Annotated in this window: 24 protein-coding genes and 1 pseudogene; 11 read left to right on the top strand and 14 right to left on the bottom strand. The window is 68.7% G+C overall.

What is annotated here, in order from left to right; genetic code table 11:
- Positions 1 to 132: 132 nt before the first annotated feature.
- Positions 133 to 531: pseudogene (locus AB0J95_RS22885) on the top strand (zinc-binding dehydrogenase); the annotation flags it as partial.
- Positions 532 to 635: 104 nt separating this feature from the next.
- Here the strand turns inward: AB0J95_RS22885 and AB0J95_RS22880 are convergent.
- Both AB0J95_RS22880 and AB0J95_RS22875 read right to left on the bottom strand, forming a co-directional pair.
- Positions 636 to 1,622 (bottom strand): pyridoxal-dependent decarboxylase, encoded by a 987-nt coding sequence (locus AB0J95_RS22880; RefSeq protein ID WP_364761132.1) that lies wholly within the window; start codon positions 1,620 to 1,622, stop codon positions 636 to 638.
- Between the two features lie 16 nt (positions 1,623 to 1,638).
- Positions 1,639 to 2,079, bottom strand: coding sequence for a hypothetical protein (locus AB0J95_RS22875; protein ID WP_364761049.1), 441 nt, complete (start codon positions 2,077 to 2,079; stop codon positions 1,639 to 1,641).
- An 81-nt stretch (positions 2,080 to 2,160) separates the two neighbouring features.
- Here AB0J95_RS22875 and AB0J95_RS22870 point away from each other — a divergent pair, with 81 nt between their 5' ends.
- Positions 2,161 to 2,613, top strand: a complete 453-nt coding sequence (locus tag AB0J95_RS22870) for an Lrp/AsnC family transcriptional regulator (protein WP_364761046.1) — start codon at positions 2,161 to 2,163, stop codon at positions 2,611 to 2,613.
- A gap of 103 nt (positions 2,614 to 2,716) precedes the next feature.
- Complete coding sequence (locus tag AB0J95_RS22865; RefSeq protein ID WP_364761043.1) at positions 2,717 to 3,934, top strand: M20/M25/M40 family metallo-hydrolase; 1,218 nt, start codon at positions 2,717 to 2,719, stop codon at positions 3,932 to 3,934.
- Here AB0J95_RS22865 and AB0J95_RS22860 read toward each other — a convergent pair.
- The 3 genes from AB0J95_RS22860 to AB0J95_RS22850 form a co-directional block, all read right to left on the bottom strand.
- The gene (locus tag AB0J95_RS22860; protein WP_364761040.1) at positions 3,920 to 4,591 is read right to left on the bottom strand and encodes a YdcF family protein; all 672 of its coding nucleotides are present in this window, start codon (positions 4,589 to 4,591) and stop codon (positions 3,920 to 3,922) included. The two genes, AB0J95_RS22865 and AB0J95_RS22860, sit on opposite strands and share 15 nt — an antisense overlap.
- 4 nt (positions 4,592 to 4,595) lie before the next feature.
- A complete protein-coding gene (locus tag AB0J95_RS22855; protein WP_364761037.1) occupies positions 4,596 to 4,844 on the bottom strand; it encodes a hypothetical protein in 249 nt (82 codons plus the stop codon).
- A 111-nt stretch (positions 4,845 to 4,955) separates the two neighbouring features.
- Positions 4,956 to 5,294, bottom strand: a complete 339-nt coding sequence (locus tag AB0J95_RS22850) for a hypothetical protein (protein ID WP_364761034.1) — start codon at positions 5,292 to 5,294, stop codon at positions 4,956 to 4,958.
- A 701-nt stretch (positions 5,295 to 5,995) separates the two neighbouring features.
- Between AB0J95_RS22850 and AB0J95_RS22845 the strand changes: the two genes are divergently transcribed.
- The 4 genes from AB0J95_RS22845 (at position 5,996) to AB0J95_RS22830 (ending at position 9,024) form a co-directional block, all read left to right on the top strand.
- Positions 5,996 to 6,559: a dihydrofolate reductase family protein gene (locus tag AB0J95_RS22845; protein WP_364761031.1), complete on the top strand. Its 564-nt coding sequence runs from the start codon at positions 5,996 to 5,998 to the stop codon at positions 6,557 to 6,559.
- A 290-nt stretch (positions 6,560 to 6,849) separates the two neighbouring features.
- Positions 6,850 to 8,049, top strand: a complete 1,200-nt coding sequence (locus tag AB0J95_RS22840) for a vanadium-dependent haloperoxidase (protein ID WP_364761028.1) — start codon at positions 6,850 to 6,852, stop codon at positions 8,047 to 8,049.
- Between the two features lie 14 nt (positions 8,050 to 8,063).
- Positions 8,064 to 8,756 carry a GNAT family N-acetyltransferase gene (locus AB0J95_RS22835; protein WP_364761025.1) on the top strand — a complete coding sequence of 231 codons (693 nt, stop codon included), beginning with the start codon at positions 8,064 to 8,066 and terminating at the stop codon, positions 8,754 to 8,756.
- A gap of 76 nt (positions 8,757 to 8,832) precedes the next feature.
- Positions 8,833 to 9,024, top strand: coding sequence for a hypothetical protein (locus tag AB0J95_RS22830; protein ID WP_364761022.1), 192 nt, complete (start codon positions 8,833 to 8,835; stop codon positions 9,022 to 9,024).
- An 89-nt stretch (positions 9,025 to 9,113) separates the two neighbouring features.
- Here the strand turns inward: AB0J95_RS22830 and AB0J95_RS22825 are convergent, their stop codons facing one another.
- Positions 9,114 to 9,662 (bottom strand): CGNR zinc finger domain-containing protein, encoded by a 549-nt coding sequence (locus AB0J95_RS22825; RefSeq protein WP_364761019.1) that lies wholly within the window; start codon positions 9,660 to 9,662, stop codon positions 9,114 to 9,116.
- A 50-nt stretch (positions 9,663 to 9,712) separates the two neighbouring features.
- Here AB0J95_RS22825 and AB0J95_RS22820 point away from each other — a divergent pair, with 50 nt between their 5' ends.
- Entirely contained in the window at positions 9,713 to 10,384 is a 672-nt protein-coding gene (locus AB0J95_RS22820) for an AzlC family ABC transporter permease (protein ID WP_364761016.1), read from the top strand.
- Complete coding sequence (locus AB0J95_RS22815; RefSeq protein ID WP_364761013.1) at positions 10,381 to 10,686, top strand: AzlD domain-containing protein; 306 nt, start codon at positions 10,381 to 10,383, stop codon at positions 10,684 to 10,686. Before AB0J95_RS22820 ends, AB0J95_RS22815 begins: the two co-directional genes overlap by 4 nt.
- Before the next feature lie 5 nt (positions 10,687 to 10,691).
- Here AB0J95_RS22815 and AB0J95_RS22810 read toward each other — a convergent pair whose 3' ends face one another.
- Complete coding sequence (locus tag AB0J95_RS22810) at positions 10,692 to 11,648, bottom strand: hypothetical protein (RefSeq protein WP_364761010.1); 957 nt, start codon at positions 11,646 to 11,648, stop codon at positions 10,692 to 10,694.
- An 88-nt stretch (positions 11,649 to 11,736) separates the two neighbouring features.
- On the opposite strand from AB0J95_RS22810, the gene AB0J95_RS22805 reads away from it, so the two are divergent.
- Positions 11,737 to 13,758: a serine/threonine-protein kinase gene (locus AB0J95_RS22805; RefSeq protein ID WP_364761007.1), complete on the top strand. Its 2,022-nt coding sequence runs from the start codon at positions 11,737 to 11,739 to the stop codon at positions 13,756 to 13,758.
- Here AB0J95_RS22805 and AB0J95_RS22800 read toward each other — a convergent pair.
- Entirely contained in the window at positions 13,751 to 13,984 is a 234-nt protein-coding gene (locus AB0J95_RS22800) for a helix-turn-helix transcriptional regulator (protein WP_364761004.1), read from the bottom strand. The two genes, AB0J95_RS22805 and AB0J95_RS22800, sit on opposite strands and share 8 nt — an antisense overlap.
- Positions 13,984 to 14,553 carry a hypothetical protein gene (locus AB0J95_RS22795; protein WP_364761001.1) on the bottom strand — a complete coding sequence of 190 codons (570 nt, stop codon included), beginning with the start codon at positions 14,551 to 14,553 and terminating at the stop codon, positions 13,984 to 13,986. Before AB0J95_RS22795 ends, AB0J95_RS22800 begins: the two co-directional genes overlap by 1 nt.
- A gap of 100 nt (positions 14,554 to 14,653) precedes the next feature.
- Here AB0J95_RS22795 and AB0J95_RS22790 point away from each other — a divergent pair, with 100 nt between their 5' ends.
- Positions 14,654 to 15,181, top strand: a complete 528-nt coding sequence (locus AB0J95_RS22790; protein ID WP_364761129.1) for an alpha/beta hydrolase — start codon at positions 14,654 to 14,656, stop codon at positions 15,179 to 15,181.
- Between the two features lie 10 nt (positions 15,182 to 15,191).
- On the opposite strand, the gene AB0J95_RS22785 is transcribed toward AB0J95_RS22790, so the two are convergent.
- The 5 genes from AB0J95_RS22785 to AB0J95_RS22765 form a co-directional block, all read right to left on the bottom strand.
- Positions 15,192 to 16,391 carry a cytochrome P450 gene (locus AB0J95_RS22785; protein WP_364760998.1) on the bottom strand — a complete coding sequence of 400 codons (1,200 nt, stop codon included), beginning with the start codon at positions 16,389 to 16,391 and terminating at the stop codon, positions 15,192 to 15,194.
- A 115-nt stretch (positions 16,392 to 16,506) separates the two neighbouring features.
- On the bottom strand, positions 16,507 to 16,923 hold the full coding sequence (locus AB0J95_RS22780) for a low affinity iron permease family protein (RefSeq protein ID WP_364760995.1): 417 nt from the start codon (positions 16,921 to 16,923) through the stop codon (positions 16,507 to 16,509).
- 154 nt (positions 16,924 to 17,077) lie between these two features.
- Entirely contained in the window at positions 17,078 to 17,818 is a 741-nt protein-coding gene (locus AB0J95_RS22775; RefSeq protein WP_364760992.1) for an aminoglycoside phosphotransferase family protein, read from the bottom strand.
- Between the two features lie 61 nt (positions 17,819 to 17,879).
- Complete coding sequence (locus tag AB0J95_RS22770) at positions 17,880 to 18,260, bottom strand: DUF1304 family protein (RefSeq protein ID WP_364760989.1); 381 nt, start codon at positions 18,258 to 18,260, stop codon at positions 17,880 to 17,882.
- Entirely contained in the window at positions 18,257 to 18,727 is a 471-nt protein-coding gene (locus AB0J95_RS22765) for an SRPBCC domain-containing protein (RefSeq protein WP_364760986.1), read from the bottom strand. Before AB0J95_RS22765 ends, AB0J95_RS22770 begins: the two co-directional genes overlap by 4 nt.
- Between the last annotated feature and the right edge of the window lie 86 nt (positions 18,728 to 18,813).

Raw genomic sequence — 18,813 nt, 5'->3', positions numbered from 1 at the left:
TCCAGATCACCGGACCACGAAAGCCGCATTGGTACTCACCCACTTCGAGCACTTGCCTTTGTTGAGATCACCTTTTGTGATGTGGTGTTGGACGTTCTCCTTCGATGATCGAATCCTGGTTTGTCAACTCACCTCGGTGTCCGAAGTGGACACACTGTACTGGTCAATGGCGCCAGCGGTGGTGTCGGGTCGGCCGCCGTCCAGTTCGCCGTTGCGCGAGGCGCCACCGTCATCGGCGTGGCCGTGGACATTGCCGGTTCGGGTGTCATCTCCGAACTCATCCAGCTGACCGGCGATCCCGCCCAGGTCGTCTCCATCGCCGACTTCAGCGCCCCGGAGTACGGCGCCCGGGTGTCCACCGGTTTCGGCCAGGACAAGACCAAGGCACTCAACGAAGGCGCCCGCCTGGCCGCGGCCGGTCGGCTCACTTTGCCCGTGACACAAAGCTTTCCGCTCGCCCAAGCCGGAGCCGCGCAAGCCGCCGGCGAGACCGGCCACGTCCGCGGCCGCATCATCATCACCGTGCCCTGAGGAAAGGACACCAATGCCTGTCACCCTGATCAACAGTTTCACTGCGGCGTCAAGGCCTATCCGGGACTGTTCGAGGTCTCTTCGTGGAGGTCAACCCGGCGCTGTCATGAGTTCGCGAACCCGGACAGCCGGTCGGCGAGCAGGTCGATGTCCGCGAGGGTCGTGCGATGGTTGGCGATGCAGGCCCGGATGCCCGCTCGGCCGTGCAGGACCGCCGGGCCGAGTAGAGCTGTGCCATCCGCGTTGAGGCGGGCGAGCAACTCCCGGTGCTCGGCATCCGTCCGGCCCCGCACCCGCACGCACACCGCGGTCAGGGTGACCGGGTTCATCAGCTCCAGTCCCGGTTCCGCGTCGATCCGGGTGGCCAGGTGGGCGGCCAGGTCGAGACATCGCTGGGCTGTCCCCCGGAACGCGTCCACGCCGAACGTCCGCAGCGCGGCCCAGACCTTCAATGCCTTGAAGCCGCGGGAAAGCTGGGGCCCGTAGTCCATGAAGTCGACCATCAGGTCGTCTTCGGCCACCGTCAGATAGGACGCGGGGAAGGCGAACGCGGCACGCAGTTTGGCTTTGTCCTTGACCAGCAGCGCCCCTGCCTCGACTGGGGCGAACAGCATCTTGTGCGGATCGAGCGCGATGGAGTCGGCCAGTACGAGCGGTGCGAACGCCGCCCGGGCCGACTCGGCCAGCACGAACAGCGCCCCGTACGCGCCGTCGACGTGCAGCCAAAGCCCTTCCCGCGCACAGACATCGGCGATCGCGTCGACCGGGTCGATCGACCCGCTGGTGGTCGTTCCCGCTGTCGCCACAACGCAGAACGGCTCCAGACCGGCGTCCCGGTCGGCCGTGATCGCCGCTGAGAGAACGTCCGTGCGCATCCGGAAGGCCTCGTCGACGGGAATGTGCCGGACGTTGGCCAGCCCGATCCCGAGGTTCGCGGCCGCCTTGTCCACACTCCGGTGCGCCTCCGCGGAGGTGTACAGCACCAGCGGCGGCCCACCGGACTGCAACCCCTGGTCCCGGAAGGCCGGCCTGCGGTCGGTCAGCGCGGTGGTGATCGCCTCCCGCGTGGCGGCCGATCCGCCGGTGGTCAGGATCCCGCCCGACGCCTCACCGAGGTCGAACAGCCCGGCGAGCCATGCGAGGACCGAGCGTTTCGATGACGCTCGCCGCCGGTGAGAGCTGCCAGAAGTTGCAGTTCTGGTTCAGCACAGCGGCAACGGCTTCCGCGTACGGGCCGATGCCGTTGGGCGGGCCCTGCACGTACGCGAGGAAGCGGGGATGGGCGACAGCCGTCGAGTTGGGCAGGATGCGGTGCTCGAGGTCGGCGAAGAACCCCTCCACACCCACGCCCGAGTCCGGGAACGGCTCGGTGAGCAACCCGGCCAGCGTGGCGCGGTCGAGGCCGGGCACGATCGGCAGCCGGGGGAGCGCTTCCTCGTAGGCATCGGTGAACCGCGCCAGCAGCTCGTTCGCCCTGACTCGCGCCGCAGGGTCGAGGACGAGATCTCCTGTGCCTGCGAGGACGTTGTCCTCCGGTGACGTTCTCATGTGGACTGACACTAGCCGGAGCGGCGACGCAGCCGATGGCGAATATTGCGCTCGCAACCGTCAGTATTAGCATCAGGTGCCATGGATGCCATCGATCGAGCAATCATTGCGCAGTTGATGGCCGACGGTCGGCTACCGAACAACGAGCTCGCCGACCGGGTGGGACTCTCGCCGTCCCCGTGCCTGCGCCGCGTCCGCGCGCTGGAGGCGGCCGGGGTGATCACCGGCTACCACGCCGCCGTCGACCCGCATGCGCTCGGCCGCGGCCTGGTCGTCCTCGTCCACGTCGACATGGCCGACCAGCGCGCGGAGACCATCGAGGCGTTCGAGGCCGCCTGCCTCGGCCTGGACGAGATCGTCTCGTGCCGCCGGATGTTCGGCAGCCCGGACTACCTGATTCAGGTGGCTGTCCCGGACATCGAGGCGTACGAACAGTTCTACATGGCCGAACTGACCCGCATGCCCGGCGTCGCCCGGACCGCGTCCCAGTTCGCGATGAAGACGGTCAAGGTGACTCCCGGGCATCGCTGGTGACGCCGGGTCGACGCGAGAAACGGCAGTCGGACAAGGCGCCGGCTGAACTAAGGTTGCTGGCAGCGGACGGGTCTCAGGTCCGGCTTCGAGGGGAGGGACGCGGATGAGCGCTCGGTCCGAAATGGTCGCTGGGTGGCTGGAGCCGCGGGCGGGGGAGATGGTCGACTTCCTCGGCCGTCTGGTGGCTGAACCCACCGAGAACCCGCCCGGGACAGGGCTTGGCCGATGCGCGCGGGTGCTGGCCGATCAGCTGCAGCGGCTCGGGTTGGAACCCGAGCTGATCGAGATCACCGGTCCGCACACGCTGGAGGACCCGCACATCGTGCGCGGCAGCACTGGGGCGGGGGCGAAGCTGCTCTACTTCCACGGTCACTACGACGTGGTGCCGGTTCAGGACCGCGCGCAGTTCGCCATGCGGCGTGAGGGCGGCCGGTTGATCGGGCGCGGGACAGCCGACATGAAGGGCGGCATCGTCAGCATGGTCTACGGTGCGGCCGCTGCCAAGGAGCTGGGGCTGCTTGGTGACGGGCGGATCGTGATCCACCTCGTGCCGGACGAGGAGACCGGCAGTGTGGTGGGTGCCGGGTATCTGCGGGAGCACGGGTTGATCGACCCGTCGGCGGTGGCGATGGTGACCGGCGAGCCCAGCGGCAGCAGCATCTGGAACGCCGCGCGGGGCGCCATCAGCCTCAAAGTCGGCTTCGAAGGGCGGGAAGCGCACGTCGGGCAGGCCACGTTCGGTATCAACACGTTCGCGCACATGGTGTACGTGGCCCGGCCGTTGCTGGCCTACGCCGAGGAGATGGCCGGCCGGCCCACCGGCTACCCGATGAACCCCGCCGACCCGACCGGGTCGATGGTCGTGGTCGGTGGGTTGTCCGGTGGCGGGTCGAACTTCAACGTCGTGCCCGCCGACGCGTGGTTCACCGTCGACAGCCGGTTCAACCCCGAGGAGGACCTGGACGCCGAGCTGGCGCGGATGACCACGATCATCCGCGAGGCGGCGGCCGAAGTGGACGCGAAGGTCACCATCGACATCACCCAGTTCCAGCCACCCGCCGGAACCCCTGCTGACCACCCGGCCGGAGCCGCGTTGGCGCGCTGCGCCGAGGAAGTCCGCGGTGAGCCGGCCGCTTTCGAGATGTGCGGCGGGATCCTGGAGAACCGGTGGTACGACCAGCTCGGCATCCCCGCGTTCGCCTTCGGCGCCGGCCGCCTGGACGTCTCCCACGGCCCTCACGAGTACGTCGACGAGCGGGAGCTGTTCCGGGTCGCCGCTGTGTATGCCCTGTACGCCAACGAAATGCTAGACCAACCGTGAGGTGTACCCGGCATCCACGAGCCGTTGGAAAGCGGCGCGCACAGCCGCGGGCATGTGTTGCGGGATGGCGAAACCGCGGCGGGCGTATTCGGTGATGCGTTGGGTGTCGCCGACGAGCATGGTGATCACACGACCGACATCACCGATACCGGCGATGTACTCGTCCAGCGGCAACGACTGCGAGGAGCAGAGGACGTCGACCTCCGGCCACACCTTGCGGCAGGTGGCGTAGGCACGGCGTTGTTGGTACGGCCGCGAGATCAGGATGATCGACGCGGGGTGGATTCCGTTGCGGTGCAGGAGTTCGCGGGTGCGGGTGAGGTTTTCGCCGGTGTTGGTGGCGGTTGTCTCGATGCTGATCGCCTCCGCGGGCACGCCGAGGGAGATGGCGTGCTCGCGGTAGTGCACGGCCTCGCCGCGCGGAAACCGTTGGAGCGTGGTGGGTGCGTTCGCGCCGGTGAACACCACATGCGGGAACAACCCTTGGTGGTACAACTGAGCCGCGTGCGTAGCCACCCCGAGATCATGACTGCCCAGACCCACACCGACATCCACGCGCCGGAGTTCGTGGCCCATCTTGTGGTAATCCCATAGGATTTGCACATCGGTGCGGATGGTGGCCGGCAGGCGAGGAACCTCACCGTCGAGTTCGGACATGGTGTCAGTGGGGGCCTTCGTGGGCGAGTTCGTCCCAGGGGATGGCGCGGAGTTCGGCTGGGGCATCGCGGACGCTGGGGTCGTCCTGGAACCACCCCACGACGAGGACGGACACATCCATCTCCGGATCGGAGTTGATCGGCGGGGACGCAAAGGAGCCGCCTTCCAGGAACCCGTAGTAGGTCGCTTCCACGTATATCCGCTCCAGCCTGACTTCCCGGCCGGTGTCCAGTTCCACGCGTGCGAGCACCATGACGTCAACTCTAGTCCGATGCCCACGTGGAAGATCGCGCCGCCCATCCACAGTGGACGTGCAGCCGCGGCAGGGGTGTTGTCCTGCCGCGGCCGTGGTGTCAGTGTGGTGTCACCGGATGACTCGGCAGACGAGCGAGTCGCCCGTGCCCCGCGAAGCGCTCATGACCACGTCGGGGGTGAGGTACTTGCAGGCCAGGTAGGGGCTGCCGTATCCGAGGAACTGGGGGCCGCCGGCGCCACTGGGGCTGCTGCCGTAGCAACGTAACCCGCTGCTCTCGTAGAAGCCGATCCACGCGTTCGAGTTGACGCTGGCGTGGCAGTAGTCGCCGATCGACAACGGGCTGAAGGTCACGTCCACCTCGACGGCGTTCGCTGGCGCGGCGGTGACCAGTGCGAGGGCGCCACCGATGACGGTGCTGGCGGCGAGGGTCAGTGCACGTCTCAGCATCGATCCTACTTTCTGTGCGAGGTCCACTATGGACAGGCATACGGAGATCGCGTGACACGACGAGAAAGCATCCGGCTGGGTCGAGGTGAGGACGGAAATGCCTTCCCCGCCAGCGACAAACCGAACGTTAGCCGACAAGATCCTGGTGGAACAAGACGAACAACACCATTGGCGGAGCACCGTTTCGTACAGCGACCGCCCGCCACGCAACGCGATGACCAGCGCCTTTCCGTGACAGGGCACAGTAGTCCAACTGGTCCAGACCAATAATCCCGACGGGTCAACGCGGCGAACCGGCATCGCCATACCGGCCCTGTCCGCCCCACATCACCGACGGATGTAGTGAACGCCAACAACTTCCCGTCTACCGGCACACCGGGCGACTTGCGGTCGTCCCACTCCGCCTCAAAGCAGACGCTCACCATCGTGGGCAACGCTCGACCAGGCCGTCCGGGCTACGGATGTGCCGCGCGGTCATCAGCACCGTCGCGCACCGCAGCGAAGCGATCCGAACCTGTCGGGAGGGTGAGCAGGGTCTTCCGCACCGCCTGCGCGGGGTGCGCGCAAGTGCCGGAGCCTGCCGGTCCGGGAGCTCGCTCAGCCGGCGCATTCCTAGATCGAACGCGGATGAGTCCACCCGATGAGTTCTTCGTGCCGTGTCGGTCAGTACGGATGAGATCGACTCACGGGAGGCTGGCACGATGCGGAAACTGATGTTCGGCATGAATGTGTCCCTGGACGGCTACACCGCCGCGACCGGCGACGACCTCGGCTGGGGCGTGCCCAGCGACGAGGTGTTCCAGTGGTGGTCCGACCAGGTAGCGGGCTGCGACCTGGCGCTGTACGGCCGCAAGCTGTGGGAGACGATGAGCTCCCACTGGCCGACCGCCGACCAGCAGCCCGGCGCCACCCCGGCGGAAGTCGAGTACGCGCGCCGCTGGCGGGACATGCCCAAAGTGGTGTTCTCCTCGACGGTCACCAAGGTCGACTGGAACACCCGCCTGTACACCGGCGACGCGGTCGAGGAGATCACCAGGCTCAAGGCCGAGGACGGCGGCCCGATGGACATCGCCGGCGCCACGCTGGCCGGAGCGGCCATGCGGGCAGGCCTGATCGACGAGTACGTGCTGGTCACCTACCCGGTCCTGATCGGCGGCGGCACCCCGTTCTTCACGGCGCTGGACAACTGGGTGACCCTCAACCTGGTGGAGACACGGACGTTTCCCGGCGGCGTAGTGCTGACACGGTACGAAACGAAACGATGAGCCCCTCCAGAACAGCGAGGAGCCGGGCACCGACCCCACCGCGATCGCCGTTCCCAGCGCGAACACCTGGGCGGACGTACCACGCCTGCGCCGTTGCGCTCCAGGACGAGCAGCGGCCGTGCAGACCATCGCCACGGCTTTCGTCGACGTGTCAATGCCCCTGCAACGTGATCCGCCTTCGCGCGGGTCAATCCTGCCAGGGGACACGACCAAGGTGAATTTCCGTCCAGGCAGTCCCGGGATGTGAGAGCCGTCGACAGCGCTTCGTGCGCCCCGCCAAGCTGTCGGCCATGAGGAGAGTTCTCGCTGTGGGACTGGCGGCTGTCGTTGCGGTAACAGGGATTCCGGCTTCGGCGGCCAGCCGGGTGGATGTCGCACTGGAGTGGTATGACATCACCGCGTCGACCATCGCCACGGCCGGTGCGCCGACGCAGTCCACCAACAGCCGGACGTGGGCGATCAGCTGGCTGGCGGCCGCCCGGGCGGTGCGGCGGACTCCGGCGGGCGAACGTGACCGGGCAGATGCGGCGCTCGCTTCGGCGGTGCACGACAGCCTGGTCGCTCTCGCACCCGCACGGCGGTCCGAACTGGACAGTGCGCTGAACACCACTCTGGGCCGCATTCCGCCAGGGCGCCAGCGGGTCCGTGGGGTGGCCGATGGCGCTGAGGAGGCCAAGAAAGCCGTCGCGGCGCGCCAAGGCGATGGGCTGGACCCGGCGTCTGTCGACGCTCCGTTCACGCCGCCTCCGGCGGTTCCTGGTGTCTGGCAGCCAACACCGCCCTCGTTCACCCCTGCACTGCAGGCGGGTAATCGCCTGGCGCGGCCGTTCCTCCTGACCCGTGCCGACCAGTTCCGGCTCGCGGCGCCGCCTGCCCTGGGCTCGCCCCGGTACCAGGCGGATCTGGCCGAGGTACGTGCTTATGGCGCGGCGGGCAGCTCGGTGCGCACGGCGGCGCAGACGGAGACCGCGCAGTTCTGGTACCAGGGCTCGCTGGCCGGTTACACGGCACCGTTGCGGGTGGCTGTGGGGCAGTCCGGCGGTTCGCCACTGCGCCAGGCCCTGCTGGTGGCGGCCTTCCACGTGATCCTGGTCGACACCCAGATCGCCACCTCGGACTCCAAGTACACCTACCTCCGCTGGCGGCCGGTCACCGCGATCCGCGCCACCGATGATCCACAGTGGACACCGCTGCACGTCACCCCGGCGCATCCGGACTATCCCAGTGGCCACAACACCTACGCCGGTGCGGCGGAGACTGTGCTGACCGCCTTCGCCGGTCCGGCGGCACGCAGGCCGTTCGTCGTGACCAGCGCCACGGCACCCGGAGTGAACCGCACCTACCAGCGGTGGAGCGAGATCACGACGGACAACCTCAACGCACGTGTCTGGTCGGGCATCCACACCCGGACCGCGGACGAGGCAGGCATCGACCTCGGCCGCCGCGTCGCCGGCTACGGCCTGGCCCGGTTGTGGACACTGCTGGGCTGATCGCGGTGAGAGGTATGACTGACTTCGAGCCGTCGCTCGACAACCCCGTGTGGGCCTCGCTCACCGGGCCGCACGCGCATTTCGCCGAGCGGCACGGGCAGTTGCTGCGCTATCCCACCGATGTCGCGCCGTTCGTCGCGATCCCGGACGAGCCGGACGGCGACCTCTGGCGGGATCTGGCCCGGCTCGCCGGTCCGGGCGGGCAGGTCCCGGTCACCGGTCGCGGGATCACTCCACCGCGCGGATGGGAGGTGACCGAACTGGGCAGTGGCGTCCAGCTCGTCGACGATGGTGTGGCCGCAGCGGGGGACGACCAAGCCGTGCCCCTGGGCCAGGCGGACGTTCCCGAGATCCTCGACCTGGTCGGGCGCACCCAACCCGGGCCGTTCCTCAAGCGCACCATCGACCTGGGCACCTACCTCGGCATCCGGCACGAGGGCAAGCTGATCGCGATGGCCGGTGAACGCCTGCACCCACCCGGCTGGACCGAGATCAGCGCGGTCTGCACCGACCCGGCGTACCGCGGCCAGGGACTCGCCACCCGCCTCGTGCTCGCCGTCGCAGCCGGAATCCGGGCCCGCGGCGAAACCCCCTTCATGCACGCGCTGGCCACCAACACCAACGCGATCCGGCTCTACGAGTCACTGGGATTCCGGCTACGCCGCCGCATGACCTTCCTCGCCGCACGAGCCCCGCTCGCCGGCTGACCGGTGGATCTCAGCCAGGGCACACCGGCGCAGGCCGTCTCCCAGGAGACGCACGAACCCGAAAGGTGTCACCACAGTGAGATTCATCCGTGCGTTGATCAAAATGTTCGATGAGGGCGGCTTGGTGGTCAGCCTGCCGCTGGCGGCAGCGGACATGCCGCTGCCGCGTGCGGCGGAACCGGATTGCCTGCGGGTACCGCTGACCGTCGCCGAGCGACAGGCTTTCGACCGGCTGATCTCATCCACCCAGCGCGGCACACAACACTGACCCACACATCCCGCCCAGCAGCCGGTCCGAAATGGACAAGCAGTTGATCCAATGTGGACGCTGCTGAGGGGGAGTCGCGGCGGGGAGGGTCAGGTCCGGGTTTTCCGGTAGTGCCTGCGGGCGCGTTCCCGGTTGCCGCAGTCCTGGGAGCTGCACCACTGCCGGGAGTGGTTGCGGGTGCGGTCGAGGAACAGCCAGCCACAGGCCGGGCCCGAACACTCCCGGACCTGCGCGGCATCGGGGGAGCGCAGCAGTGAGTCGGCCGCCAGTGTGAGCGCGGGTACGACGTCGTCGGCCTCGGTGATGGGAATGGTCCACCGCAACGGCAGCGACGGTTCGGCCACCGCCATGGTCTGCGCCGAGCCGAGCCTTGTGTTGAAGCGGGCCACGTCGTCGGCGGTCGGTGCGGTGAGCAGGCGATACACGTTCTCACGCAGGTCGGCCATCGAGTCGATGACCTCGGGCGCGGGTTCGAGCCCGCGTGCCAGGCCGGTCCGGTCGAGCCAGAGCGGCAGGAAGCCGGGGATGGGCAGGCGGTCCATCGTCCGGCTGGCGTCGCCGCGCCACGCGACCGTGTTCACCAGGTCAAGGGCCACGTGCCCGCCGACCAGGTGGTATCCGTGCCAGCCGTTCGTCACGCCACCAATTCTAACATGCTAAGGGGTTGTTAGCCTGTTAGGCTGAGGTCATGACAACGACCGAAAGCGGATACGCGGCTGGCGTGCGTGTCGGTCTGGGCGTTGGTGTGCCGACATTCGTCATGGGGGTGACGTTCGGTGCGATGGCGCACTCGCTGGGCTGGGGGACGCTCGCGCCGGTGGCCTGCTCACTGCTGGTGTTCTCGGGGTCCGCGCAGTTCGCGCTGGCGACCACACTGGCCGGAGGTGGCGGTGTCGCGCTGGCCGTCGGGGCCGCCGCGATGATCAACGCGCGGTTCCTGCCGATGGGCGTGGCGGTGGCCTCGGACCTCAAAGGCGGACGGCTGCGCAGGGCACTGGAGGGTCAGGCGATCGTCGACGCGTCGTGGGCCGCGGCACATGAAGGCGACGGCCGGTACGACCGCGAGAAGATGATCTCGGCGACGCTGGTCCAAGCGCCCGCGTGGATCGTGGGAACGCTGGTCGGCGTGCTCACGGCGCCGTCCGACGAGATCATCCACCGGTTCGCTCTCGACGTGGTGTTCCCGGCGTTCTTCCTGCTGCTGCTCATCGACGAACTACGCGAGTCGGTCCGGGCACGCTGGGTGGCCGCCATGGCCGCGGTACTGGCCGCCGCACTGACCATGGTGGTGCCCGTCGGGTTGGCGATCGTCGGCTCTGGGGCAGCGGCGCTGATGGGCCTGCGGGCGGTGGTCCGATGAGTACGTTGTGGATCGCCATCCTGCTGGTGGCGCTGGTCAGCTTCACGATCAAGGCCGCAGGTCCGGCCATCGTCGGTGACCGGTCGTTGCCGCCGCGAGCAGCCGGCGTGATCGCCTTGTTCGCACCGGCACTGCTCGCGGGCCTGGTCGTCACCGACTTCGCCGGACCCGGCTGGACCAATGCCGACTGGACGATCGCCGCCGGGCTGTCCGTCGCGGGAGTCGCCTACCTGCTGCGAGCGCCCGTGCTGGTGTGCGTGGCGCTCGCAGTCCTGGCGACCGCGTTGCTCAGGATCGCCTGACGTGATTACCCGCCCCAGTCGGCGAACGGCTCGAAACCAGGCGTGGCGGTGACCTGGGTGACGTCGCTGCCGTCGCGGTTGGCGGTGTAGATGTCTTCCTGGCCGTTGACCGACATCGAGAACACGATCTTGGTGCCGTCCGGGGACCAGGCCGGAGCGAGGGCGAAGTACGGGCCGGGCACCGCGAGGTCGATCGTGCTCAGCCCGGGCCGGTCCGGGTGGGCAAGCAGCAGTTTTCCTTGCGGTGAGGCGAAAAGGATGTCTCGTCCGTCGGGTGACCAGCGTGCGTCGGCGAACTCGTGGCCGAATTCGGCTCCGTAGGGCGTGAGCTGCTTCAGTTGCGTGCCGTCGGTGCGAACGGTGAACAAGGCGGTCTGCTCGGTGCCCGGGCTGGTGCGGATCAGCACGACGTGGTGGCCGTCCGGGGAGAAGTCCCCAGGCGTTTCCTGGACGTCGGCCGGGGTGGTGGTCAGCCGGACCGGATGGCCGCCGTCGGTCGCGCGGATGGTGAAAAGCCCGGGCTTCGTGCCGCCGAAGCCGCAGAGCAACCGCCGGCCGTCGGGTGACCAGGCACGGCAGAGCATGTCGAACGGGGCTCCAGGCGGATCGAGCAGCGTGGCGTGGTGTCCGTTCACATCCACGACGAGCGGCCGGAAGGGCAGCAGGTCGCCCGCGCTGTTGAAGCGCAGGGTGTGGCTGATCAGGAGCCGGGTGGAGCCGGGCGAGAACACCGGCGCGCCGAAGTCCTCGGCGGGGTGGGGAAGCCGAACCTGGCGGGCTTTCGAGCCGTCGGGGCGGGCGAGGAAGATGTTCGCACCGCCGCCGTCGATCTGCCTGCTGAACGCGATCAGGCCGCTGCGCGGTGCCGCGTCGGCGTTCGCGACGGGTGCCGCGATGAGTGCGATCGCCAGCGCGATGCGGCGAAAACTCGACGTTGCGCCATGGTCGACCTTCCCACGCACGGGGAGCTGACGCCTCTGTAGTCGCGGTCCGGACACCGCTGTTACCACGCCGGACGGCTGAATTTCGGCGGTCTGCCACGATATGGCGGTGCGCTGGGATGACGACGACGTGCCGACAGGTGGGCAGCTGGGGAAGAACGACCCGACGGAGGTAGGCGGTTACCCGGTGCACGGTGTGCTCGGGGATGGCGGCATGGGTCGCGTCTATTTGTGCAGCCGGCCCGAGGACGGCTCGCCGGTCGCCGTCAAGGTGGTGCGGGCGGAGTATGCCGGTGACACCGCGTTCAGGAAGCGGTTCCAGCAGGAGGTGGAGACCGCGCGCCTGGTGCAGGGCAAGTACACGGTCCCGGTGCTGGACGCCGATACACGGGCTGAGCAGCCTTGGCTGGCCACCGCGTTCGTGCCTGGGCCGTCGTTGCAGGAGGCGGTCGAGCGTGATGGGCCGCAGCGGCCGGCGGCGGTGTTGCTTCTGGTCAGCGAGGTCGCCGAGGCGCTGCGGACCATCCACGCCGCGGGTGTGGTGCACCGGGATCTCAAGCCCGCCAACGTGATCCTGTCCCCGTCGGGGCCGAAGGTGATCGACTTCGGCATCGCCCGGGCCACCGAGGTCACCTCGATCACCGCGACCGGCATGGTCCCGGGAACCCCGGCGTACATGGCGCCGGAGCACCTGCGTGGCGGCGAGGTCACACCAGCTGGGGACGTGTTCGCGCTCGGGGTGCTGGCCAACTTCGCGGCCACCGGGCGGCTGGCGTTCGGCGGCGGCGGGGACATGTCGGTGCCGTACCGGATCCTGCAGGAGCCACCCGACCTGACCGGATGCCCGGAGCCGTTGCGCGCCATCGTGGTGCGGTGCCTGGACAAGGATCCGCTGCGCCGGCCCACGCCGGACGAGGTGGTCCGGTTGTGCGCCGGTGCGATGATGTCGTCGGTTTCCGGCTCCACCGAGATCGTCGGCGCCACGTCCAGGTCGCGCCGCCGCTGGCTGGTGGCGGGCGCGATCGCGGCGACCATCGCCGTGATCGCCGGGGTGCTTCTCGTGGATCCCTTGGGACTGCGGTCATCCGAGTCCAGCGGGGCCCAGCTCGGCGGCACGGGGGGCACGCCCACGTCGACGTCGCAGGCCCCGATCCGGTGTGGCGGCAAGCAGTACCTGGAAGGCGCCGGTGACAGCGAACAGGTGCTCGTCATCGACAAGTTCGAGGAGGCGTACGGCAAACGCTGCGACGGAGCCAAGGTCCAGTACAAGAACGACCTGTCCAAGAGCGGGGTCAAGCGGTTCGTGGAAGGCGACGTGGACTTCGCCGGATCGGAGTACGTGCTGCCGGCGGCCGAGCTCGCGCAGGCGACGGCCCGCTGCCAGGGCAACCCGCCGTGGCACCTGCCCATGGTGGTCAAGGCGACGGCGATCATCTACCACCTGGACGGCGTGCCCGGCCTCGTCCTGAACGGCGAGGTGGCGGCCAAGATCTTCAACGGCACCATCAAAACCTGGAACGACCCGGCGATCAAGGCGCTCAACGGGTCGGCGAACCTGCCGCAGCTGCCGATCCAGGTGTTCCACCTGTCGAAGGGCTACCGCGACAACGCGATCTTCCAGTCCTACCTGAAGGTCGCCTCGCACGGCGCCTGGGCCACGGAAGCCGGCGAGACGTTCACCGGCGGGACCGGCACGGAGATGAGGACCACGGTCGACCTGGCGGACAAGATCCGCGCCCGGTCCGGCTCGATCGGCTACGACGGCTGGCAGGAGGGCGACCGCGGTTACTCGGTGGCCCGCATCGACAGCGGTACCGGCGCAGTGCCGCTGACCAGGGAGACGGCGGCCAACGCCATCACTGCCGACAAGATCGCCGGTGCGGGCAACGACCTGGTGCTGAACCTCGACGCGGTCCGCAGCGCCCCACCCGCCGGGGCCTACCCGCTGGTGTACGTCAGCTACTACGTCGTCTGCTCAAAGGGATACGACGCACCGACAGCGACCGCGCTCAAGGCATTCCTCACCGTCGCGGCCACCGACGCCCAGGGCACCCTGGAGGGCACGTGGGGCGTCACGCTGTCGCCCAGCCTGCGAGCCAGGATGCTCCAAGCGGTGGGCGCCATCAGCTGACTCCCGCCTGGTGACGCAGCAGGTCGCCCGGCTGGCAGCGGAGCACCTCACAGATCCGGGCCAGCGTGGAGAACCGGATCGCCTTCGCCCGCCCGTTCTTGAGCACGGACAGGTTCACCACCGTGATGCCGACGTGCTCGGCGAGTTCGGTCAGCGTCATGCCGCGCGCGGCGAGCAACTCGTCGAGGTGCACGGAGATCGAGGACGAGCTGTCGGCCGGTGACATCAGATGGTGCCTTCGAGGTCTTCGTTCATCCGCACCCCGATCCGGAGAATGTAGGCGAACGTCAACGCGGCGACACCCGCGGCGGTCGACCACCAGGGAAACACACCCGTCCAGACGGTGAACCAACCCCGCCCGGAGGTACCGGTCAGGCTGGTGCGCAACCACTCCTGCGAGACGGCGAAGAGCAGCGCGCTGACCGGCGCGCCGACGAGCACGAACCAGCCGAGCGCGGACAGCTGCCCTGGTACCGCGCCCGCGTAGGGGCCTTCGTTCGCCGCCGTACGCAGGAACCTCAGCAACAGCACCAGGGCACCCAACGCGAACAACGCCGCCGGCACCTGGTCGCCCATGTTCGCGAACCGCTGCATCACCGTGGGATTTTCCCGGCAGACATTCTGGCCGCCCACATCGACGCACGCTGGAGTCACATGGGTGCCGGGCAACCAGCCAAGCGCGCTGACGTTCGCCACCACAACCACGAGGACGGTGAGTCCGACCAGCCAGGTCACCACTCGGGCGGCACGGGCCAGCAGCGGTAACGGGTTGCGCGCCATGGGCTCTCCGATCACTCGTCGACGCTATCGAAAAACGATAGTATCGAAAAACGATATGCCCCGCCGGTTGGAACCCTCGATCCAGCGGGGCACTACCGTGTCCGCCGTGGAGAACATGATCGTCGTGCCCGGTATAGGTGGTTCCGGAAGTGATCACTGGCAGTCCCTGTGGCTGCGGGACCAGCCTGACGCGGTTCGGGTCGAGCAGCGCGATTGGGAACGGCCGGACCGCGACGAGTGGATCGCGGCATTGCAGGACACGGTCCAGCGGGCCACTGGACCGGTCGTGCTGGTCGCGCACAGCCTCGGCTGCCACACCGTCGCCCATTGGGCTCATCAGCACCAGGCCGAGGTCCGTGCCGCACTGTTGGTGGCGCCGCCCGACATCGACCACTCAGCGGCCCAGGGCGCGCCGATCGCCGGCTTCGGCCCGCCTGCCGCGAACCCCCTGCCGTTCCCGGCTGTGCTGGCGGCCAGCAGCACCGATCGCTGGGCGGACCTCGACTGGTCCCGGCTGATCGCCAAACAGTGGGGCGCACGGTTCGTCGACCTCGGCGACGCCGGTCACGTCAACCCCGACGCCGGTTTCGGCCCGTGGCCGCAGGGGGAGGAGCTGCTCCGGGACCTGCTCGCCGAGTACTGATCTCCGGTTGTCACCAGGCGATCGGGAGGGCGACGGGGCCGCGGACCGCCATGCCGCTCTTCCATTCCAGCTCGGCCTCGGGTACCGCCAGGCGCAGGCCGGGGAAGCGGTCCAGCAGGGCGGCCAGCGCGGTCTGGATGTCCATCCGGGCCAGCGAGACGCCGAGGCAGTGGTGGGCGCCATGGCCGAACCCGAGCTGGCCCTGGGCATCGCGGGTGATGTCGAGGCGGGCGGGATCCTCGTACCTCCGCCAGTCCCGGTTGGCAGCGTGCTTGGCCAGCAGCACCGGCTCGCCCGCGCGTACCGTGCCGCCGCTGAGTTCGACGTCCTTCAGGGCGTACCGCGGCAACACGTCGGCGACGGCGAGCAGTGGCACCCAACGCATCAGCTCGTCGACGGCGCCGGGCATCAGGTCGGGCCGGGACCGCAGCAGAGCCAGCTGGTCGGGATGGGTCAGCAGGGCGTACACGAAGTTGACGATCTGGCTGGCCGTGGACTCGTACCCGGCGGCGAGGATCACCAGGGTCAGCTGGACCACCTCGTCCTGGGTGAGCCGGTCGCCGTCGTCCGAGGCAATCACCAGCGCGCCGAGCAGGTCGTCGGTGGGGTTCTGGCGGCGCTGCTCCGCGAGGTCGGTCAGGTACCCGGCGAGCCGGCCGACGTAGTCCCCGCGCTGCTCGGGGGTCAGTGCGGTGACTGACATCCACGCGCCGACCCAGTCCCGGAACTGGTCGCGGTCGGCGTAGGGCACCCCGAGCAGTTCGCAGACCATCAGGCCGGGCAGCGGCAATGCCAGCGCCTCGGACAGATCCACGGGCGGACCTTGCTTGACCATCTCGTCGAGCAGCTCGTTGGTGATCTGCTCGGCGTGGCCGCGCAGCTGCTCGATCCGGCGTGCCGTGAACGCCTTCGCTACCAGCCGGCGCAACCGGGTGTGGTCCGGCGGGTCCTGGTCGGTCAGGATGCCGCCGTAGCGTTGCGGAGTCAGCCGGGGTACGTCCCGCACCGTGGCTTCGGCCAGGCTGAACCGCGGGTCACCCAACGCGGTACGCACATCGTCGTAACGGGTCAGCAGCCACCCTGGCTCTCCGTAGGGCAGTTGCACCCGTGCGAGCGGCTCGTGCTCCTGGAGCCAGAAGTACATCGGATCGATCACCAGCCCCCGAATGGGGCCGAACGGGTATGACCGCACTGTCGTGGTGTCTGCCATGACCGCCTCCTCCAGGCCGCATCCGCCATCCTGGCCCGGTGTGATCCGGTCGTGGAATCAGCCGAACGCCGCAACTCCCCATTCGGGCTCCACTGTGGACGGAGCGGTCCCGGCGTCAAGGCGCGGAGGGGTCGTCGGCTGTTTCGTGCAGGTCGCGTTGCCGCCGGTGGAGGTGTTCCTGGTCGTGCAGGTCGCGGTCTTCGGCGGCGATGACCTTGTTGTCGGCGCCGTGCGTGGCCTGGATGAGCTCGTCGAGCTTGAGCAGCACCGCCTGGGTCCTGCGGTTGTTGGTGTGCTGGATGCTGAACAGCACCAACAGGCTCACCAGCGCCCCGGTGGAGTGGACGACCGCCTGCCACCACGGCTCGAACCGCACGACCAGCCCGATGATCAGCAGCCCAGCCACCACGATCATGCTGATACCACTGGTCCACGGAGAACCCGTGACCCGATCCAGGACCTGCGCCGCGCCGGACAGCGACTCCCGGCCGTGATGACGCCAGCCATTTCCCCTGCCCTCAGCGGAACCCATGGCGCCAGCCACCCTCCCGGTCAGCGTCTTTCGTACCCGGGAAATACCCCTCCCCGTGCACCTCAACCGCACCACCAGGTCGTCGAAGCCGAAGCGGGGCAGCTCAGCCGGGAGCGGGTCGTCGCCGCCGGACTCACACTGATCCCCGACGCACTCAGTTCATGACCTTCCGGAGTACGTCGATCTCGCAGCCTGGTGCGTGTGGGTCGAAGCCGTGTTCGGCCAGCCAGCGGACCACCACCAGGCTGCGCAACGACCACCAGGCGCGGATCAGGCCGAGGTCGACGTCCTTGCCGTAGCCGGCGACGACGTCGGCGAGGTGTTCCTCGTGGCCGAGTGTGAGGATGGCGAGGTCGAACAGGGCGTCGCCCTGGGCCGCCTCGGACCAGTCGATCACGCCGGTGATCTTGTCGCCGTCGACGAACACGTGGGTGATCTGCAGGTCGCCGTGGATGAACACCGGTGTCCACGGCCGGAGCGCGGTTTCGGCGAGCTCGCGGTTGCGGATGACCAGGTCGGTGGGCAGGACGTCGTTGGCGAGCAGCCATTCGCATTCGCTGTCGAGTTCGGCCGCGATCTCCTCGCGGCTGCGGCCGGGCCATGGCGGCAGCGGCGCGTCGTGCAGCGTGCGGATGGCGGCGCCCGCTGCGGCCCAGGCCGCCGGTGACGCGGTCGACGGCTGGCCGAGGCAGCCGAGTGCTGTGCCTTGGACCGCGGCGATCGCGAGCGCGGGCGGCTTGCGCCACAGCACCTCCGGTGTCGGGATCGGCGCCATGGCCATCGCCTCGACCTCGACGTCGAGGCGCGTCTGATCCGCGTCGACCTTCAGGAACACGTCACCCACCCGCAGGGTCGTGCGCTCCCGATGGGCGACCACGACCTCGACCTCGTCCACGGCGGTGATTATCGCCCGGGATGATCACCGCCGTCGCCGGATTTTCTCGCGCACGGCCGGCTCAGATCAGGACGGCGGCGAGGGTGGCCAGGGCGGGTGCTCCCTGGCCGATCAGACCTTTGATCCGGGACCGGCGCGGATCGAAGGCGACCAGGGCCAGACTCGCCGCGAGCATCGACGCCGCCGCGCCGAGCACCAGGGCCCGGCCTGCGGAGACGCTGCCGAGGTGCACGGTGGCCACCCCGGTGAGCGTCTGGATGGCCAGGAATGCGTTGTAGCAGCCCTGGTGGAACGCCCAGGGGCGGACTACGTCGAGGTCCGCGGCGCGTACCTGGAACATGGCGTGAACGTGGGGACGGCGGAACCGAAGGCTTTCCATCGTGAAGATCCACAGGTGCATGAGCGCCGCGACGATGGCGAGCGCCTGAGCGAGCACGGTCATCCAGCGGTCCCGTCCGGGCGCAGGGCACCGGTCTCGTCCAGCTCGGCCAGCAGGCGAGGCATCCCGACGGTGAGCATCTTCCGGCGGATCGACCCCAGCATCTTGGCCATGGCGAACCCGCCGATCCCGGCGAAACCGTTGTGGTGGTAGGTGAACCGGGTCCCTTCCGCGGTGGGCTCCAGCCGGTAGGTGACGTAACTGGGCTGCTCACCCTCGGCGCCGACCCAGGTGTAGCGCAGCAGCTCCTGGTCGCGCACCTCCAGCACCTCGCAGTCGACGATCCCGCGCCAGCCCGGCATCGGCTTTGCGACGAACTGGAACCGGTTGCCCACCACGGGTTCGAAGCCGACGGCACGAGCGCCCTTGCCAGTGGACGTCCAGTGCGGGATGAGGTCCGGATCGGTCACCGCCCGCCAGACCTTCAAGGGGGAGTGGGGGTAGTCGCACACGATGTTGATCTCGCTCACGGCGGTCTCCTCGCAGGTAGACGAGTTATCTTCAGTCACTGAAACTTTATGCTACCAGCATCCTTTCAGTGACTGCAGTAGTCTGC

Source organism: Actinocrispum sp. NPDC049592, assembly GCF_040675465.1.
Classification (GTDB): domain Bacteria; phylum Actinomycetota; class Actinomycetes; order Mycobacteriales; family Pseudonocardiaceae; genus Kibdelosporangium.
This window is presented reverse-complemented; position numbering and strand designations above follow the sequence as displayed.